The sequence below is a fragment of the Bacillus sp. NPDC057893 genome (genome assembly GCF_042796455.1).
GTDB lineage: Bacteria > Bacillota > Bacilli > Bacillales > Bacillaceae_G > Bacillus_A.
This window is the reverse complement of record NZ_JBHVNG010000015.1, coordinates 1-16,884: the sequence shown is the minus strand read 5'-3', so window position 1 is coordinate 16,884 and position 16,884 is coordinate 1. Positions and strand designations below refer to the sequence as shown.

The 16,884-nt window shown below is 37.2% G+C and carries 19 protein-coding genes; 10 read left to right on the top strand and 9 right to left on the bottom strand.

Going from position 1 to position 16,884, the window contains the following annotated elements; genetic code table 11:
- Positions 1-375 precede the first annotated feature (375 nt).
- Entirely contained in the window at positions 376-1,089 is a 714-nt protein-coding gene (locus ACFVQC_RS27585) for a DNA alkylation repair protein (protein ID WP_377899873.1), read from the bottom strand.
- 118 nt (positions 1,090-1,207) lie between these two features.
- Between ACFVQC_RS27585 and ACFVQC_RS27580 the strand changes: the two genes are divergently transcribed.
- On the top strand, positions 1,208-1,675 hold the full coding sequence (locus tag ACFVQC_RS27580; protein WP_002015861.1) for a hypothetical protein: 468 nt from the start codon (positions 1,208-1,210) through the stop codon (positions 1,673-1,675).
- A gap of 103 nt (positions 1,676-1,778) precedes the next feature.
- Here the strand turns inward: ACFVQC_RS27580 and ACFVQC_RS27575 are convergent, their stop codons facing one another.
- The gene (locus ACFVQC_RS27575) at positions 1,779-3,104 is read right to left on the bottom strand and encodes an ArsB/NhaD family transporter (protein ID WP_002145115.1); all 1,326 of its coding nucleotides are present in this window, start codon (positions 3,102-3,104) and stop codon (positions 1,779-1,781) included.
- Between the two features lie 290 nt (positions 3,105-3,394).
- Between ACFVQC_RS27575 and kapD the strand changes: the two genes are divergently transcribed.
- Positions 3,395-4,018, top strand: a complete 624-nt coding sequence (kapD, locus tag ACFVQC_RS27570; RefSeq protein WP_219920706.1) for a 3'-5' exonuclease KapD — start codon at positions 3,395-3,397, stop codon at positions 4,016-4,018.
- Between the two features lie 41 nt (positions 4,019-4,059).
- On the opposite strand, the gene kapB is transcribed toward kapD, so the two are convergent.
- The gene (kapB, locus tag ACFVQC_RS27565) at positions 4,060-4,443 is read right to left on the bottom strand and encodes a kinase-associated lipoprotein KapB (protein WP_001209324.1); all 384 of its coding nucleotides are present in this window, start codon (positions 4,441-4,443) and stop codon (positions 4,060-4,062) included.
- 174 nt (positions 4,444-4,617) lie between these two features.
- Here kapB and ACFVQC_RS27560 point away from each other — a divergent pair, with 174 nt between their 5' ends.
- Together ACFVQC_RS27560 and ACFVQC_RS27555 are read left to right on the top strand one after the other, a co-directional pair.
- Positions 4,618-4,794, top strand: coding sequence for a hypothetical protein (locus ACFVQC_RS27560; protein WP_000982763.1), 177 nt, complete (start codon positions 4,618-4,620; stop codon positions 4,792-4,794).
- Between the two features lie 68 nt (positions 4,795-4,862).
- Entirely contained in the window at positions 4,863-5,402 is a 540-nt protein-coding gene (locus ACFVQC_RS27555) for a superoxide dismutase family protein (RefSeq protein WP_377899872.1), read from the top strand.
- Between the two features lie 117 nt (positions 5,403-5,519).
- Here ACFVQC_RS27555 and ACFVQC_RS27550 read toward each other — a convergent pair whose 3' ends face one another.
- Positions 5,520-6,671, bottom strand: coding sequence for a MalY/PatB family protein (locus ACFVQC_RS27550; protein WP_377899871.1), 1,152 nt, complete (start codon positions 6,669-6,671; stop codon positions 5,520-5,522).
- 117 nt (positions 6,672-6,788) lie between these two features.
- Here ACFVQC_RS27550 and ACFVQC_RS27545 point away from each other — a divergent pair, with 117 nt between their 5' ends.
- A complete protein-coding gene (locus tag ACFVQC_RS27545) occupies positions 6,789-7,040 on the top strand; it encodes a YugE family protein (protein ID WP_002015854.1) in 252 nt (83 codons plus the stop codon).
- Positions 7,041-7,251: 211 nt separating this feature from the next.
- Here the strand turns inward: ACFVQC_RS27545 and ACFVQC_RS27540 are convergent, their stop codons facing one another.
- Together ACFVQC_RS27540 and ACFVQC_RS27535 are read right to left on the bottom strand one after the other, a co-directional pair.
- Positions 7,252-8,091, bottom strand: a complete 840-nt coding sequence (locus tag ACFVQC_RS27540) for an alpha/beta fold hydrolase (protein WP_002112576.1) — start codon at positions 8,089-8,091, stop codon at positions 7,252-7,254.
- A gap of 110 nt (positions 8,092-8,201) precedes the next feature.
- Complete coding sequence (locus ACFVQC_RS27535) at positions 8,202-9,194, bottom strand: 2-hydroxyacid dehydrogenase (RefSeq protein WP_033707944.1); 993 nt, start codon at positions 9,192-9,194, stop codon at positions 8,202-8,204.
- 448 nt (positions 9,195-9,642) lie between these two features.
- On the opposite strand from ACFVQC_RS27535, the gene ACFVQC_RS27530 reads away from it, so the two are divergent.
- From ACFVQC_RS27530 to yugI, 3 genes are all read left to right on the top strand, one after another.
- Positions 9,643-10,140, top strand: coding sequence for an Lrp/AsnC family transcriptional regulator (locus ACFVQC_RS27530; protein ID WP_002124435.1), 498 nt, complete (start codon positions 9,643-9,645; stop codon positions 10,138-10,140).
- Positions 10,137-11,327, top strand: coding sequence for an aminotransferase (locus ACFVQC_RS27525; protein ID WP_377899870.1), 1,191 nt, complete (start codon positions 10,137-10,139; stop codon positions 11,325-11,327). The genes ACFVQC_RS27530 and ACFVQC_RS27525 overlap by 4 nt, the downstream gene beginning before the upstream one ends.
- Positions 11,328-11,580: 253 nt before the next feature.
- Positions 11,581-11,925 carry a S1 domain-containing post-transcriptional regulator GSP13 gene (yugI, locus tag ACFVQC_RS27520; protein WP_002015848.1) on the top strand — a complete coding sequence of 115 codons (345 nt, stop codon included), beginning with the start codon at positions 11,581-11,583 and terminating at the stop codon, positions 11,923-11,925.
- A gap of 112 nt (positions 11,926-12,037) precedes the next feature.
- Here yugI and ACFVQC_RS27515 read toward each other — a convergent pair whose 3' ends face one another.
- A complete protein-coding gene (locus ACFVQC_RS27515; RefSeq protein ID WP_002034535.1) occupies positions 12,038-12,271 on the bottom strand; it encodes a DUF378 domain-containing protein in 234 nt (77 codons plus the stop codon).
- A gap of 281 nt (positions 12,272-12,552) precedes the next feature.
- Between ACFVQC_RS27515 and ACFVQC_RS27510 the strand changes: the two genes are divergently transcribed.
- Positions 12,553-13,905, top strand: a complete 1,353-nt coding sequence (locus ACFVQC_RS27510) for a glucose-6-phosphate isomerase (RefSeq protein ID WP_377894367.1) — start codon at positions 12,553-12,555, stop codon at positions 13,903-13,905.
- A gap of 108 nt (positions 13,906-14,013) precedes the next feature.
- Complete coding sequence (locus tag ACFVQC_RS27505; RefSeq protein ID WP_377894366.1) at positions 14,014-14,427, top strand: YugN-like family protein; 414 nt, start codon at positions 14,014-14,016, stop codon at positions 14,425-14,427.
- Here ACFVQC_RS27505 and ACFVQC_RS27500 read toward each other — a convergent pair.
- Together ACFVQC_RS27500 and ACFVQC_RS27495 are read right to left on the bottom strand one after the other, a co-directional pair.
- Positions 14,414-15,409, bottom strand: coding sequence for a potassium channel family protein (locus ACFVQC_RS27500; RefSeq protein WP_377894364.1), 996 nt, complete (start codon positions 15,407-15,409; stop codon positions 14,414-14,416). The two genes, ACFVQC_RS27505 and ACFVQC_RS27500, sit on opposite strands and share 14 nt — an antisense overlap.
- A gap of 370 nt (positions 15,410-15,779) precedes the next feature.
- Complete coding sequence (locus tag ACFVQC_RS27495) at positions 15,780-16,460, bottom strand: MgtC/SapB family protein (RefSeq protein ID WP_377894362.1); 681 nt, start codon at positions 16,458-16,460, stop codon at positions 15,780-15,782.
- Positions 16,461-16,884 lie beyond the last annotated feature (424 nt).

The window sequence follows — 16,884 nt, the reverse complement described above, 5'->3', positions numbered from 1 at the left end:
ACTAGAACAGTCGGTCATTTCGCGCCTTCCTGTGAGGCGAAAAGCGCCTCTTCGTCAGGAGCTCCAATGCCCTCCTGTTCTGAGCGAGTCACCTCCGCTTTTAAATTAAATACAAAAAAGCTCGTCTCTAGGCAATCATGCCTAGGGACGAGCTTGTATATACCCGCGGTTCCACCCTAGTTGATGCGCATTTGACGCATCCACTTTCATCACGTATTGCTCGAGACTGCCGTTTCCTTGCGGCTTCAGGCTTTCACTATCCCTGAATCGCTTTTTGTGCAAGTACTTATAAGTCCGTCATCGCTACTTATATTAATAATAATGAACATATTCTAACACGTTCTTTTTTAAATCACAATAGAGGGACGTGCCTATCTATGATAGAGTCTCGCCTATTTTGACGTTATTTATTCCGTAATTTTCTTTAATGTGCTTAATTGCTTCGCGTTTACTTAATGGAGCGAGCTCGTTAGTTTGGACGTATTCCCAAACGACATCTGGCTTTGTTTTTGCGTATTCACGAAGGACCCAGCCGATTGCTTTTTGAATGAAAAATTCTTTTGAGGAATGTAGTTGTCGGATAATCCAGAAAAGGAGTTCTTCATCCATTTTTTGTTTATATTTTAGCTGGAATAAAATAGCGGCACGTTGTAACCATATGTTTTCTGATGCAATCCACTTTGGAATATATGCAGAAATTAATTCTGGATGTTTTAAAAAGATATCACCTAAAAATGTAGGGACGATGCTATCAACAGAATCCCACCAAGACTTTGTTACAATCAGTTCTTCTAAGAAGGGGATATGAGTTTCGTTAATATGCTTTTTATATTTTTGCATAATATCAAGTGCAGCTGCCTGAAATTCACGTTCTGGTAAATCCCAAAGCTCACGTACGATAATTTGGAAGTCTTTTTGATCTGGGAGAGTATGTATTTGAATGACGTCTTTCAATAATTGTCGTCTTTCAGGTGTTTGAATACCGAGAAATGGGAAGTGATTTTTCATATAACGTGCCATTGGTTCTGCTTTTGCTGGGTTTTGATGAGCTGTAAAATGCTCTTGTAATGCTTTTACAAATGGATGCATAGGTATGGGCTCCTCTCTTATTATCATTCTCCTCTTATTATACAGAGAGTTTGGTTGAATTTTAAAACATAACTTGCACTGTAATGAAATATGTTGAGAAGAGAGAGGAGAGGATAAGATGGAAGATCAAGGCGTACTAGCAGGTTTCTTTGCTCTTAGTTTTGCGTTTATTCTTGTTATAATAATTTGGGCAATTATTTCGTATTTGTTAACGGCTTTTGCACTTTATACGATGGCGAAAAATGATGGTGCAACTGATGGTGTTCTTGCTTTTATTCCGTTTATCAATAGTAAGATATGGGGTGATTTAGCGAAAGATAAATTACCAGATTTCTTGAAAGAAGAAGCAGGGTGGAAAGTATTTGGCATATATGTCGGATGCTTCATCTTTAATTTCGTACCAATTCTATATATATTAGCAACAGCTGTATCACTTGTACTGTCTATTTATCTTATCTACGCTATTTTGGATAGATACGGAACGAATTCCATACTATTTACGATCATTCATACAATCACATTTTCGGTTTTCTTGCCGATTCATTTGTTCATTATTCGGAATGAGCCGGTGAGGTATAACGAGTAGGCGTATCAAAGTTGTCGAGCGGTCGATATATTTGGTTTCATAATAATTCGGATATGCTGAAAAAAGAACGAAAGCGCCCTGCTGAGCAGGGCGCTTTTTTCTACTACATAAGATAGCGTAAGTAAATGTAAATGTGAGAAATGATTAATGAAACGATCATAATTGGGAAGCCGACTTTAAGGAATTCCATGTAGCTGAATTTATGTCCTTCACGACTTGCGATTCCGGCTACGATTACGTTAGCAGAAGCCCCGATTAATGTTCCGTTTCCACCTAAGCAAGCACCTAATGCTAATGCCCACCATAGTACGTCGATTTGTGCGTCGGAAGGTGATAAACCTAGCCCAACTGCCATATCGTTAATAAGTGGAATCATTGTTGCAACGAATGGAATGTTATCAATTGTTGCAGAGGCGATACCAGATACCCATAGAACAAGGATAGATGCCTGAGAAATATCTCCGCCTGTTATTCCAATTACTTTTTGAGCTAACATTTTGATAAGCCCGATATCAATAAGTCCTCCAACGAGTACGAATAGTCCCGCGAAGAAGAAGATTGTTACCCACTCTACACTTGCGAATACCTCTTCAATTTCATGCTCTTTCACACCGATTAGCATAAGTACAGTAGCGCCAGTTAAGGCGATGATAGCTGCATCAATATGGAAAATGGAATGAGTCATGAAACCTAAAATAGTAAGGCCAAGTACTGTTAAAGATTTCTTCATTAATACTGGGTCTTTAATGTATTGTTTTTCATCTAAGCTCATTAATTTTTTAATTTGTACAGGATCAGCAATTAATTGCTTACGGTACATGAAGTAAAGAATTGTTGCTGTAACAGCAATAATGATGATTACGATAGGTGCTAAGTTGAATAAGAAAGCATTGAAATCTAAATGTTTATTAGCAGAACCAATCATAATATTTGGCGGATCACCAATTAATGTTGCTGTTCCTCCGATGTTTGAAAAAATAATTTCAGAAAGTAAATATGGAACAGGATTTACTTGCAAGATGCGCGTAATAGATAAAGTAACTGGAACAACAAGAAGTACGGTTGTAACGTTATCTAAAAATGCGGAGCCAAGCGCGGTAAGTAAGGAAAGTGAAATTAAAATTTTAATTGGATTTCCTTGTGCTCCTTTTGCGGCTTTAATGGCAACGTATTGGAAGACACCTGACTTACTTGTAATGTTTACCAGTATCATCATACCGATGAGTAATGTAATTGTTCCCCATTCAATATGTTTCGTAAAGGCATTGTGTAAGTCAACGACCCCGGCAATTACCATAAATGCTGCACCAAGAAGTGCGATGACAGCGCGGTTAATTTTTTCAGAAATAATAATGGCATATGTAATTAAAAAGACTGCGATAGCGAAATAATACTGCCAGTTTGCGAGTTCTTGCGTTGTTTCGTGCAAAACTCTCATCTCCTTTCATTCACTTTTCTTAGTGTGTCAAAAAATTAACTAGATGAAACACACATAACGTCATTATAAAGTAGAAAAATGGCGGATGTAAATGAAAGGGTTTATTTTGTCATATTTTCTGCATAGGTCATTTTTTCTTATTTTTAAAAATATTTGTGGGCATCTGACATATATATAAGATACATCCAATCTGAATATTTAAAATCGAATCAGCATTCGAGCTTGTTCGTGTAGGAGTGTCAAATAGAAAGGAATGACAAAGATGATAAGGAAGGGATCGTATGGATGAACAACGATTTTTGTTTTTAGACTTTGAGTTTACGATGCCCCAGCATAGAAAAAAGCCAAAAGGTTTTTTCCCAGAAATTATTGAGGTCGGACTCGTTTCAGTTGTTGGTTGTAAGGTGGAAGATACGTATTCATCGCATGTTAGACCGAAAACATTTCCGTCTTTAACGGATCGATGTAAAAAATTTTTAGGAATTAAACAGGAAGTAGTGGACAAAGGAATTTCTTTTCATGAACTTGTTGAGAAACTTGCAGAATATGAAAAGAGGTGTAAACCGACAATTGTAACGTGGGGAAATATGGATATGAAAGTCTTAAAGCAAAATTGCGAAATGGCGGGAGTAGAATTTCCATTCTTTGGACAGTGTCGTGATTTATCGCTTGAGTATAAGAAGTTTTTTGGAGAAAGAAATCAAACAGGGCTGTGGAAAGCAATTGAGGCTTATGGAAAAGCAGGAACAGGAAAGCATCATTGTGCGCTTGATGATGCGATGACGACATATAATATTTTTAAGTTAGTAGAAAAAGATAAAGAGTATTTAGTCAAACCAGCACCTCCGACATTAGGAGAACTTGTTGATTTTTCGAAAGTGTTAAAGAATGTGAGTACACAGTAACGACCAAATTGCAAAACATGTAATTTGGTCGTTTTGTTTTTTTAAAGTTTGTAATCTTGCTTCAATTGTTGAAGTGTTTCTAGACTACGCCCCGCAAAAGGTGAATCATCTTCAGAAAATGAATTCATTTGAGTTTCTAATGCTAATTTTAGTGACTCTGTATAATCCGGAATTTCTCCTTCATATTTCTTCACCATTTGCTCTGGAATGTTCGTCTGTTCACGAAAAGCTAAAGCGCGTCTTTCGTGGAAGAATGGTACGTCAGCTTGTTTTACATTATGTAAATCACCTTGCACCGGATGTTTTAAAACAGCTAATACTTTTACGACGTAACTGCCAGGACGGCTATTTGTAATTTCGCCGATGTATTTTCCAGTTTTATAAATACCAGTAACGATTTCACCAATTTCAAATGTTTCTCTCATATTTTTCACCTCAAGTTTATAGTAAGGAAAGTGCGCGAAGGAGTCAAAGAAATCATTCGCTTTCGGAACGCCCCCCTTGAGAATATGACAGGCTTCAATTATAATTTAAGATGATAAAACAGAAAATTCTGATGTTTATTTTCGCCATAAATTCCTCGATAAGGAGTGTTCTGTATGATGCCTTTATATTTTCCTGAAGATAAAACGGAGTATATTATTCCAGGTATTGTTTGCGTTCTATTTATCATCGGTGCGGTTGCTACGTGGCGTATGTTTATTCGTGTATCAAAACGAGAAGCAGAGCGATTACAGAAAGTAGAAGAAAAGCTTTTAGCTGAAAAGAAACAGTAATTCATTTTTGCATGTTTCCCTCTATGCTCGGACAATCTAAGGGCAGAAAGTATTTTGGAGGGAATTGAATGAAAAGACGGCTTTTTTTCAGTTGTTGTTTGTTATTTCTGATGGCGGGTTGTGACCAAGGAAAGCCGAAAGAAATTGACGTGAAATTACATAATGCTTCAGGTGATGAAGTTGGGACTGCAAAAGTAGTTCAGCAAACAAGTGGAGTGAAGATTAAGATTAAAGCGGAAGGTTTTACACCAGGCCCGCATGGAATACATGTACACGAAATTGGAGAGTGTAAAGCACCTCGTTTTGAATCATCTGGGAATCATTTTAATCCAGACAATAAAAAGCACGGACGCCTCAATCCGAAGGGTGCAGAAAATGGTGATTTACCGAACGTAATTGCAGACGGTTCTGGAAAGATTAAAGCGGAAATCGATGCGCCGCATATAACGCTTGAAGAAGGAAAAACGACGATTCATAGAAAAGATGGAGCGTCTATTATAATTACAGAAAACCCTGATGATGGTATGACACAACCAACAGGAAAATCTGGTGATCGAATTGTTTGCGGTGTTATCGTAAAAAAAGCGTCGGACATGAAGAAAAAATAGAATGTACCGTGAATGGTAGATTTTGTTGAGAAACCACATGATAGTAAGTGGAATTATATCGATTTACCGAAAAAAGGAGGCTGTCCCAAAATGATTTTGGAACAGCCTCTTTTTTTGTTAGGAGAATGTATGACGCAGTCTGTTTAAAATTTCTTCTAAAACAGATCTAGGACAGCCAATGTTAATTCTTATATGGGCTTCTCCACCTGTTCCGTATTTCTCACCAGGATCAACGATGATTTTACCTTTCTCTTCAAGCAAGGCTGTTCGTTTATTTTGAGAAAGGTCCAAGTGGGAACAATCAATCCACAGTAAAAAACTGCCTTCTGGTTTAATTATAGAAAGAGCTGGTATGTGATTTTGAATATACTCACAAGCAAATTGAGCGTTATCTTCAACGTACAATCGAATTTCATTTAGCCAATCATTACATTCTGTATAGGCACTTTGCATTGCTGTATAAGCAAATGTATTTAATCCGTGGAATCCTTGTCTATGTTGGATAGACATAAAGGCATTACGGAGATTTTCATTCGGAATAATAATGGTTGATGATTGTAATCCAGCGATATTAAATGTTTTGCTCGGAGCCATACAAGTAATAGTGCGTGCTGCTAATTCTTCAGATAAAGAAGCAAACGGTGTATGAGTATGGCCTCTATAAATAATATCGGCGTGAATTTCATCCGCGACAACGGTTACATTATATTGCGTACATAACGCACCGAGTTTTATTAGCTCCTCTTTCGTCCAAACGCGTCCGATAGGATTGTGAGGGCTGCAAAGAAGCATTAGTTTTACACCTTGTTTAAACTGAGTTTCTAGATGCTCGAAGTCTATCTTATATATGCCATTCTGTTTAAACAAGGGACTCTCACATAATTGTCTATTATTTGTTTTGACCATTTCAAAAAATGGTGGATAAATAGGAGGTTGTACGAGTACGGCATCTTCTTCTTTCGTTATAGCTTGTATGCTCGTACTAAGAGCTGGAACGATACCTGCGCTAAATACAATCCATTCTTTTTGTATTTCCCAATTGTATTGGCTTTTCGTCCAATTACAAATGATATCCCCAATATTTTCAGGAGGAAGTGTATAGCCGAAAATAGGGTGTTCTATGCGTTTTTGTAATGCAGTTTGAATTGGTTTTGGTACTTCAAAATCCATATCGGCAATCCAAGCGTGGATGAGCTCTTCATTTTTATATGTATCCCATTTTGTACTATGTGTTCCGCGACGATTTACCGTTTTATGAAATAGTTGCATATGTTTGCTCCTTTCTTCTGTCAAACTGTTAAGTTATGAAAATTCTCACTCTTCTTATAGAATAGCTGATATGATACGATAAAGAAAAGCATTAAAAAGTGAAAAGGCGGGAATCAGATGGGTGCATATGACAAAATGATTGAGGTTGTGAAAAATTGGGATCCGTTTCAAATGGGACCGGAGTTTTATGAAACAGAAGCGAGCGATGTCGTAAACGTCGTAAGTGTGTTTGATGATCCGAAATACATCGCAAAGAAGATTCAACATATATACTTTATGTCTTTTGAAGAAGTACCTGCACTTGAAAAATGCGAAAAATTAGCAGTAGAGTTACTCGTACTAAAAGAAGGCGGAAGTTGTTCATTATAGGCTGTCGGAATTTACGACAGCCTTTTTGTTTGTTTTCGTTCGGATTGATTAAAGCTTCCCTTTATCCCGTTTTAACGGGCAGTAAAACTCCCGCCTCAAAATTCGGTTGAAGCAAAGAGGTTAGGCGAGAAATCAAACTGCCCGTAAAAACCCGATTGGTGAAGGCTAATAATCCGTGGGGGTAGAGCCTCCCACGGATTAAAGCTTCACTTTATTGCGCCGCAAACGCAATAATTTCTTCATAAACATGATCGGGCTTTTCTTCAGGTAGTAAGTGTCCTGTATTTTCGTAAGAAATGAAAGTTGAATTAGGTAGGTCTTTATGGAGACGGTGTCCTACATGTACAGGGACGACGCGATCTTTTTCACCCCAAATGAGTAATACTGGGGTTTCGATTTTTTGCAATTCAGTTGAAGATAAGTCACCTTCACGGTCTCTTATCATTCGAGTTAAAGCAGGGAATATACGATCATCATAAAAAGGAGCAGCATAGCCTTCCATCATTTCATTGTCAATTAATGAATGGTCATGAACGACATTCATTAAGTTATGAACGATGCCCCTTCGAATAATCCAGTTCTTCACGTATAAGTGGAAGAACGGTAAATAAGAGGAGTACAGTAAAGGGAAGTTTGCACGTGCTAAATAACTAGAGCTACATAGTAAAATCGTCTTTGAAATTAATTCAGGGCGCAGGCGGTTTACAAAGAGTGAAATTTGTCCGCCCATAGAATGACCAACTAATACAATATTCGAAAGAGATAAATGTTCGATTAAATCGATAATAATAGCTGCTAAATTGTGATAAGAATATTTAAAGAGATGAGATTTATCACTCTTTCCGAATGGTGGTAAATCAAGGGCAATTACTGTACCTTCCTTTGTTAGTAAAGGAATGAGTCGTCGATAGCTAAATGAGGAAGAGAGGAAGCCGTGAACGAGTACGAAAGTAGGTCGTTCTTTTTTAGTATTATGTTCATACAATTCGTAATGAATAGTAGTCCCGCGAGTGGAAAAAGTGAAGTAAGGGCATTTGCATTCATGGTTCATTTTTTTTCACTCCATTGATTTTTGTTCATATCATCTCCAGACAAGAAACAAAATATGTTAACAAAAAAAGGCAAGATGACATCGTCATCTTGCCTTTTGCGTATTTATAATTACCCACGCACAATATTAGGTGGTGTTTTCCCTTGTAATCCTGCTACTAAATTTTCAGCAGCTGTCATTGCCATTTGCTGCCGAGTTTTTAATGTTGCAGATCCGATGTGCGGTAAAGTTACAACATTTTGTAATGATAAGAGCGGATTCTCTTTTTGAATCGGCTCTTGTGTAAATGTGTCGATGCCGGCTGCAAATATTTTCTTTTCTGTTAACGCATGAATTAATGCAGTTTCATCTACTGTTTTCCCGCGAGAAGCATTAATGAAAATTGCTGTTTCTTTCATTAGTGAAAATTCCTTTTCACCGATAAGATGATACGTTTCATCTGTTAATGGAGTAAGAAGAATAATAAAATCAGATTGTTTGATTAGAGTTTGTAAATCACAATATGTAGCATCAAATTTTTGCTCAGCTTCTTCTTTACGGCGACGGTTATAGTAAAGGACATTCATATCAAAGCCGAATTTCGCTCGTTTTGCGACAGCTTCTCCAATTCGTCCCATTCCGATAATACCAATCGTACTATGATGTACATCTAGTCCGAAGTGTTCTTTTCCAATTTCAGCGTTCCATTCACCATTTTTTACATAGGAATTGAGTTCGCAAACACGGCGACCAGCAGATAGCATAAGAGCGAAAACGAGATCGGCTACTGTATCATCTAACACATATGGCGTATTCGTTCCGATAACATTTTGTTTTTCCATCGCTTTTAAATCAAAGTTATCATGGCCAACAGAAATATTACTTACTACTTTTAAATTAGGAGCAACCTGCAATAACTCTTCATTTATAGTAGATCCGAAATTTAATAACCCATCTTTATCTTTTATTTTTTCTAATAGAACATCACGAGGTACTTTTTCGTTTTGATCCCATTTTTCAAAATCACAGTGTTCTGATAAATAGTTTTCTACAAATGTTGGAACAGGTTCGGCAATATATACTTTTGGTTTCACGGTTCCATCCCCTTTCCTCTTTACCTGGATTGGTGTGTGCTAATAATCAGCGGGTATGAAGCTCCCGCTGATTCAAGTTTCACTTTACCCCGCTATTTGCGGGCGGTAAGACTCCCGGCTCCCAAAACGGCTGACACAAAGAGGTTAGGTGGGAGTCCGGGCTGCCCGTAAAGGCCCGATTGGTGCGGGTTAATAATCAGCGGGTATGAACCCTCCCACTGATTCAAGTTTCACTTTACCCCGCTATTTGCGGGCAGTAAGCTTTCCGCCTTGAAGAACAGCTAAGGCAAAGAATATAAGTTAGAAAGCAACTGTCCGTAAAGGCCCGATTGGTGTGTGCTAATAATCAGCGGGATAAAGCATTCCACTGATTAAAGTTTCACTTTATTTTGACATAATTCTCAAAAAAAATCTTCTTTTCAAACTGGAAAGAGTATTTGTATAATTTAGACACAAACTAAAAGGAAGGATGATTTATATGGTGACAGAGAAAGAATTGGAATTATTAGCTTGTCTTGAAAAGAATAGTCGTTTATCTGTAGATACATTAGCGAAGTTGTTAAATATAGAAGTAGAAGAAGCGAAAAAAATGGTTGCGAAATTAGAAAGTGAAAAGATTATCGTGGACTATGTAACACATATCGATTGGACAAAAGTGAAAGAACATACTGGTTTAACGGCGATGATTGATGTGAAAGTTACACCGAAGCGTGGTGTGGGTTTTGATGCGGTAGCTGAACAAATTTATCGCTATTCAGAAGTGAAATCCGTTTATTTAATGTCTGGGACATATGACCTTTCTATTACATTAGAAGGGAAGACGATGGGAGAAGTAGCGATGTTTGTTTCTGAGAAATTAGCAACAATTGAATCTGTCGTTTCAACGACAACTCATTTTATTTTGAAGAAGTATAAACATGAGGGGATTATTTATGAAAAGACAGATGATGATAAGAGAATTGTGGTGACACCGTGAAGCAATTTGACCTATCTAGAGTAGCAGAATCTTTACAACCGTCCGGTATACGAAAGTTTTTTGATTTAGCGGCAAGTATGAAAGGTGTTATTTCACTTGGAGTGGGGGAGCCGGACTTTGTTACACCTTGGAATGTAAGGCAAGCATGTATTCGTTCTTTAGAACAAGGATATACGTCATATACAGCAAATGCAGGATTATTGGAGCTCCGTCAAGAAATAGCAAAGTATCTAAAAAAACAATTTGGAGTATCTTATGATCCGAATGATGAAATCATTGTTACAGTTGGGGCGAGTCAAGCGCTAGATGTAGCGATGCGCGCTATTGTAAACCCTGATGATGAAATACTTATTATTGAACCAAGTTTCGTTTCGTATGCACCACTTGTTACGTTAGCGGGCGGGGTCCCAGTTCCAGTAGCGACTTCATTAGAAGATGAATTTAAAGTACAGCCAGATCGAATTGAAGCAGCTATTACAACGAAAACAAAGGCAATATTACTTTGTTCTCCCAATAACCCAACAGGCGCAATGTTAAATAAATCCGAATTAGAAAAGCTAGCAGTTATTGTTGAGAAGTATAATTTAATCGTGTTATCTGATGAAATTTATGCAGAGCTCGTATACGACGAAGCATATGCGAGTTTCGCGAGTATTAAAAATATGCGTGACCATACAATTTTAATTTCAGGGTTTTCAAAAGGATTTGCGATGACAGGATGGCGTCTTGGGATGATTGCAGCCCCTGTGCAATTTTCAGAATTAATGCTCAAAATCCACCAGTATTCAATGATGTGTGCACCGACGATGTCTCAATTTGCAGCACTTGAAGCATTACGCGGGGGAAATGATGAAGTAATTCGAATGAGAGATAGCTATAAACAACGTCGTAACTTTATGACGACATCTTTCAATGAAATGGGCTTAACATGTCATGTACCAGGCGGGGCATTTTATGTCTTCCCTTCTATAGCTTCAACCGGACTATCTTCAGCAGAATTTGCAGAACAATTATTATTAGAAGAAAAAGTGGCTGTTGTTCCTGGAAATGTGTTTGGCGGGAGTGGTGAAGGATTTATTCGTTGTTCATATGCAACATCGCTTGAGCAACTTATGGAAGCAATGAAGAGAATGGAACGGTTCATAGAGAATAAAAAAAGGACAAAACACAATACGTTTTGTCCATAAAAGGGGGGGAATACTAGAAAGCCATGTGTTAGTATTCTATCCTAATATTGGAGAATTATACGTATTACAGGAAATTTTTTCGTGAATTTTGAATGAGCTCTATCAAAGTGGTATAATTTACTAATATAAGGTGGGAGTATCCCCGGTGTTTTACTTAGGATACTTACTCACTAATCGGATATTTAACAATAAATACATCTGCTTTGCTATTTACAATTGTAGAGAAAATGGTAAACGTATGGGAGTGTTTCACATGTCAGAACAATATACAACGGGAGTGGTTGTAACAGGGAAAGTAACTGGAATTCAAGATTACGGTGCATTTGTAGCTTTGGATGCAGAAACACAAGGACTTGTGCATATATCTGAAATCACAAATGGGTATGTAAAAGACATTCATGACTTTTTAAAGGTCGGGGATACAGTAGAAGTAAAAGTACTTTCAATTGATGAAGAACACAGAAAAATGAGTTTATCGTTAAAAGCGGCGAAAAGAAAGCAAGGACGAATTCTTATACCGAATCCATCTGAGAATGGATTTAATACGCTGCGTGAAAAGCTAGCAGAATGGATTGAAGAATCGGAGGTAATAAAGTAAAAGAGGAACGCATATGAGCGTTCCTCTTTTACTGTGACTTATGATATATATATTTGCAAATATGATTGCATGCAATCATATTCGTATGTCGGAGGCGAAAAAGACATACTGACTATTGAATTTCATGTGTTTCTGGGTGAGTACCAAGATTCTCGGATGGTTTAAATAGTAAGCCGAGATTGATAAGCCCAGAAATACCAACGATGCCGTAAATAATACGTGCAAGAGCGGAGTTTTGCCCACCGAAAATAGCTGCTACTAAGTCAAACTGGAAGAACCCGATCAGTCCCCAGTTAACAGCGCCGATTACAGTGAAGACTAATGCGATACGTTGCAATGTACTCATGAAAAAGCCCCCTTAATGTGAAGCATGAGCAAGTGAAGAGTTAATAAGAAAATTTAACTCCTTTATATAATGGGGTAGTTTTGGTGTTTTTATACATAAAAAATGTACGAAAAACGATGTATATACATCTATACCGAAAAATGCGAATTTTTATGCAAAAAATGAACTTTTTCTAAAAAATAAATAATGGTTACGTTTACAATTATTGAATCGCTTGATTTACAACTTTAGTTTCGCTAAAGTGAATACAGAAATACATATACATAATTGGAGGGAAAAAGATGAGTACACATGTAACGTTCGACTATTCTAAAGCGTTATCCTTCATCGGTGAAAATGAACTAACTTATTTACGTGATGCAGTAAAAGTAACACATCATGCAATCCACGAAAAAACTGGAGCTGGGAACGATTTCCTTGGGTGGGTAGAGCTTCCGCTTCAATATGATAAAGAAGAATTTGCTCGCATTCAAAAATGCGCAGAAAAAATTAAAAATGACTCTGACATTTTACTTGTTGTAGGTATTGGTGGTTCTTACCTAGGAGCACGCGCAGCAATCGAAATGTTAAACCATTCTTTCTATAACACGCTTTCTAAAGAACAACGTAAAACTCCACAAGTGCTATTTGTTGGACAAAACATTAGCTCCACTTACATGAAAGATTTAATGGACGTACTAGAAGGGAAAGACTTTTCTATTAACGTTATTTCCAAATCAGGTACAACAACAGAGCCTGCAATCGCATTCCGTATTTTCCGTAAATTATTAGAAGAAAAGTATGGAAAAGAAGAAGCACGCAAACGTATTTATGCGACTACAGATAAAGCGCGCGGTGCTTTAAAAACATTATCTGATAATGAAGGCTACGAAACGTTCGTTATTCCAGATGATGTTGGCGGTCGTTTCTCTGTATTAACACCAGTAGGTTTATTGCCAATCGCAGTAAGTGGCCTAAACATTGAAGAGATGATGAACGGTGCAGCTGCGGGTCATAATGATTTCGCGAAATCAGAACTTGAAGAAAACCCAGCTTACCAATACGCAGTAGTTCGTAATGCCCTATACAATAAAGGGAAAACAATTGAAATGCTTGTTAACTATGAGCCAGCACTTCACTACTTCTCTGAGTGGTGGAAACAGTTATTTGGTGAAAGTGAAGGGAAAGATCAAAAAGGTATTTTCCCATCTTCAGCAAACTTCTCAACTGACTTACACTCATTAGGTCAATATATTCAAGAAGGTCGTCGTGACCTATTCGAAACAGTTCTTAAAGTAGGTAAATCTACACACGAACTAAAAATCGAATTAGACGACAACGATTTAGATGGATTAAACTACCTTGCTGGTGAAACGATAGACTTCGTAAACACAAAAGCATACGAAGGTACATTACTTGCACATAGCGATGGCGGAGTACCGAACTTAATTGTAAACATTCCAGAACTAAACGAGTACACATTCGGTTACCTTGTATACTTCTTCGAAAAAGCATGTGCGATGAGCGGCTACCTATTAGGCGTAAATCCATTTGACCAACCAGGAGTAGAAGCGTACAAGAAAAATATGTTTGCTCTACTTGGAAAACCAGGATTTGAAGAGTTAAAAGCAGAATTAGAAGAGCGTTTAAAATAATAAAAAGCGATCGGGTCTCCGGTCGCTTTTTGTTGTTTTACGAAAAAGTACATCGGTATATTCAAACTAGAATGGGTATGCTAAAGGAAAAGTCTAGGAGGGATGGGCTTGATTCCGATTCAATCAAATTTAGAAGGACGTACATATGCGTTATATAAGTTAGAAGAGATTATGAAACCACTCGGATATAGTATTGGTGGTAATTGGGATTATGATAAAGGATGTTTTGATTATAAAATCGACGAAGAAGATGGCTATCAATTTTTACGAGTACCATTTACAGCGGTGGATGGAGAACTAGATGTGCCCGAGGTAATAGTCCGTCTTGAAACGCCGTATATTCTTTCGCACGTATATCAAGACGAACTAGATGATAATGTTAATTCTTTAACAGCTGGAACGAGTGGAGTTGATCAATTTGCTGAGCCGAAAGATCCCGATGGAGACGTGAAAAGAAAATATATCAGTATTGGTAAAGTACTGGTACAAGAACTAGAAAATCATTTTTTTAATGGTGAATAACGATGAGTATGTCGCTTTCGATGAGAATGAAAGAATGAACTGGATTGATCATATATTGTTCGTCGCGCTTTACACCTAGTAAGAGAATGTTTTGCTTTAAAAGAGTATAGCTACAATTTGCAAAGGATTGTCCGGTGCAGGACGGGGAAATCTCCATCAGTTGTAATTTGTTATCGGAGATTTCATCGTAAAGTGAGAATAGTACACCTGAAATGGAAGGGAATAAAAGAGAAGCGGTAAATACATAGCTCGTTAATTTATTTCCTTCTATAATTTCTGATACGCCAGCTCTCGTTGCATTTTGGATTTGTTCAGAAGTAAGAAGTTCAGCGATGCAGTGAATGTTTGGATTAAGTCCTTTTGCAGTTAAAATATTTAAAATGGACTGTGTATCTGCTAAGCTTTCGTTCTTCTCTTTATCTGATGTTATTAATATAGTGTGAGCTGTTGCGATGTTAGCTTTTAATAAAGTTTGATCGTGATGCGGACAACCTTTTATAAATTCTAAATGATGAAATGGCTTTGGAAGTAAAGAAAGTGTTTCATCAATTAAAACGATATCAAGGTTCGGTTGTAATATGTGCATTTGTTTTACAACATGTTTTGCACGCTCATTCCAGCCAACGATAATCATATGACCATTAGAGGTAGCAGCTTCTTCTCCTTTAATTCTCATATATTGTTTACTAATCATGTCGGTAGCGAATAGAACCATATAATAAGAACAAAATCCAGTTCCTAATAAAATAATACAGATACCAATAAGTTTTCCTATCGTTGTATGGGGGGCGAAATCGCCGTATCCAACGGTGAAAATGGTAACGATTGACCACCAAACCCCGTCGAACCATGTGGTGAAGTGATCTGGCTCGAGTGTATGTATAAGAAAGCCAGAAAAAGCAGTAAGTACAATAATAAAACAAATTAAACGAAAAATAATGGAATCACGAAATGTATCTACTAAATTCGAGCGGGATTTCAAGTTCCTTATTCCTCCTTACGTTTCAGGACTACATTCATTGTTACCATTATAGAAAAAAGAAAAACTCTCTAATTAAAAAGAGAGTTTTTCTGTAACTACTCAGTCACTCTATGAAAAAATGCCAGAAAAGCATTTTTTTAAATGGTCGAGAGGGACTGGCTATGTATAGGAGCGGTCAGTGCCTTTTCCTGCCACGTGCAAAGTTTTAAAACAAAGAAAGGTAGCAAGATGTAGGTCCATTCTTATCTCAATGGCAGCAATCCATATGCTGAAAAATATAGGCGATAAGGTACGTATTTTCGCTGGACTAACACTCCTTATCAAAATTCTGAATGAAATGTATGGCTGAGTAGTTACGTTTTTCTTTATGTTACATACTCTCCACTTCAGTTTGTTGAACACTTTCAAGATGCTGAAGAGCATAGTAAACATCGGCAGTATGTCTTTTTTGATCGATAGACAATTTCAAATGTAAATAGTGCGAACCATTTTCCAATGTTTTGAGCTTCATGTTTTTAACTTTTATATCCATTTCTTTTATTTCTTCAATTACAATGGGGATATTGTCCATATTTCGTACAACGAGTTTAACTGCGATATCACGTTGACGAAATGATCTAGGACCGACGAATTTCATCGTTAAGGGTATAAGTTCTACACTAATCATAAGGAAACACATTCCGAAAGTAGCCTCGATATAGAAACCAGCTCCAACGGCAATGCCAATGCCAGAAGCACCCCAAATCATAGCGGCGGTCGTTAATCCCGCAATACTATCGTTTCCTCTTCGTAAAATTACACCGGCACCTAAAAAACCGATTCCTGATACAATTTGAGCGGCAAGTCGAAGTGGATCCATATTCATATGATCGGTATGTGGTAAGTTGTAAGCTGCTTTAATAGAAACAATCGTCAGGAGGCAACTAATTATAGAAATAACTAAACACGTTTTTAAACCGAGTGGTTTACGTTTTAATTCGCGCTCTAAACCGATGGCGAATCCTAAAATGGCCGAGAGACCTAGTTTTATTAATAAGTCGGTGTAGTCCATGTATATTCCTCCTTGTATGATATGGTATATGAATAAAACGTTTCTATAGAAAGAAACACTTTTGGGCAGAGTGACTTTCTATAGAATATATGTAGGAATTACTTAGAAATGAAAGAGATGTTTCGTTTAAGTATATGATATTAAAAAAGAAATGTAGTTGGTTTCAAAAAAGTTTTCAAAAGGTGTTGCATTTCATTTTTTCACATGATATATTAATAAACGTCGCTGATGCAGAAACGCAGAAAACGACAAAAAAGAAATTGAAAAACATAGTTGACATCGAAAAATGAAGATGTTAATATGATGAAGTCGCTTCTGAAGCGGCAGATAAGTTCTTTGAAAACTGAACGAAACAAACAACGTGAACGTCAATTTTTATTTTTAGATGCTAGACAAACTAACTTTATTGGAGAGTTTGATCCTG

Bases quoted from the DNA above. Each gene is read 5' to 3' on its own strand.
- ACFVQC_RS27585 (WP_377899873.1), bottom strand. From the start codon at position 1,089: ATGCATCCATTTGTAAAAGCATTACAAGAGCATTTTACAGCTCATCAA.
- ACFVQC_RS27580 (WP_002015861.1), top strand. From the start codon at position 1,208: ATGGAAGATCAAGGCGTACTAGCAGGTTTCTTTGCTCTTAGTTTTGCG.
- kapD (WP_219920706.1), top strand. From the start codon at position 3,395: ATGGATGAACAACGATTTTTGTTTTTAGACTTTGAGTTTACGATGCCC.
- kapB (WP_001209324.1), bottom strand. From the start codon at position 4,443: ATGAGAGAAACATTTGAAATTGGTGAAATCGTTACTGGTATTTATAAA.
- ACFVQC_RS27560 (WP_000982763.1), top strand. From the start codon at position 4,618: ATGATGCCTTTATATTTTCCTGAAGATAAAACGGAGTATATTATTCCA.
- ACFVQC_RS27555 (WP_377899872.1), top strand. From the start codon at position 4,863: ATGAAAAGACGGCTTTTTTTCAGTTGTTGTTTGTTATTTCTGATGGCG.
- ACFVQC_RS27550 (WP_377899871.1), bottom strand. From the start codon at position 6,671: ATGCAACTATTTCATAAAACGGTAAATCGTCGCGGAACACATAGTACA.
- ACFVQC_RS27545 (WP_002015854.1), top strand. From the start codon at position 6,789: ATGGGTGCATATGACAAAATGATTGAGGTTGTGAAAAATTGGGATCCG.
- ACFVQC_RS27540 (WP_002112576.1), bottom strand. From the start codon at position 8,091: ATGAACCATGAATGCAAATGCCCTTACTTCACTTTTTCCACTCGCGGG.
- ACFVQC_RS27530 (WP_002124435.1), top strand. From the start codon at position 9,643: ATGGTGACAGAGAAAGAATTGGAATTATTAGCTTGTCTTGAAAAGAAT.
- yugI (WP_002015848.1), top strand. From the start codon at position 11,581: ATGTCAGAACAATATACAACGGGAGTGGTTGTAACAGGGAAAGTAACT.
- ACFVQC_RS27515 (WP_002034535.1), bottom strand. From the start codon at position 12,271: ATGAGTACATTGCAACGTATCGCATTAGTCTTCACTGTAATCGGCGCT.
- ACFVQC_RS27510 (WP_377894367.1), top strand. From the start codon at position 12,553: ATGAGTACACATGTAACGTTCGACTATTCTAAAGCGTTATCCTTCATC.
- ACFVQC_RS27495 (WP_377894362.1), bottom strand. From the start codon at position 16,460: ATGGACTACACCGACTTATTAATAAAACTAGGTCTCTCGGCCATTTTA.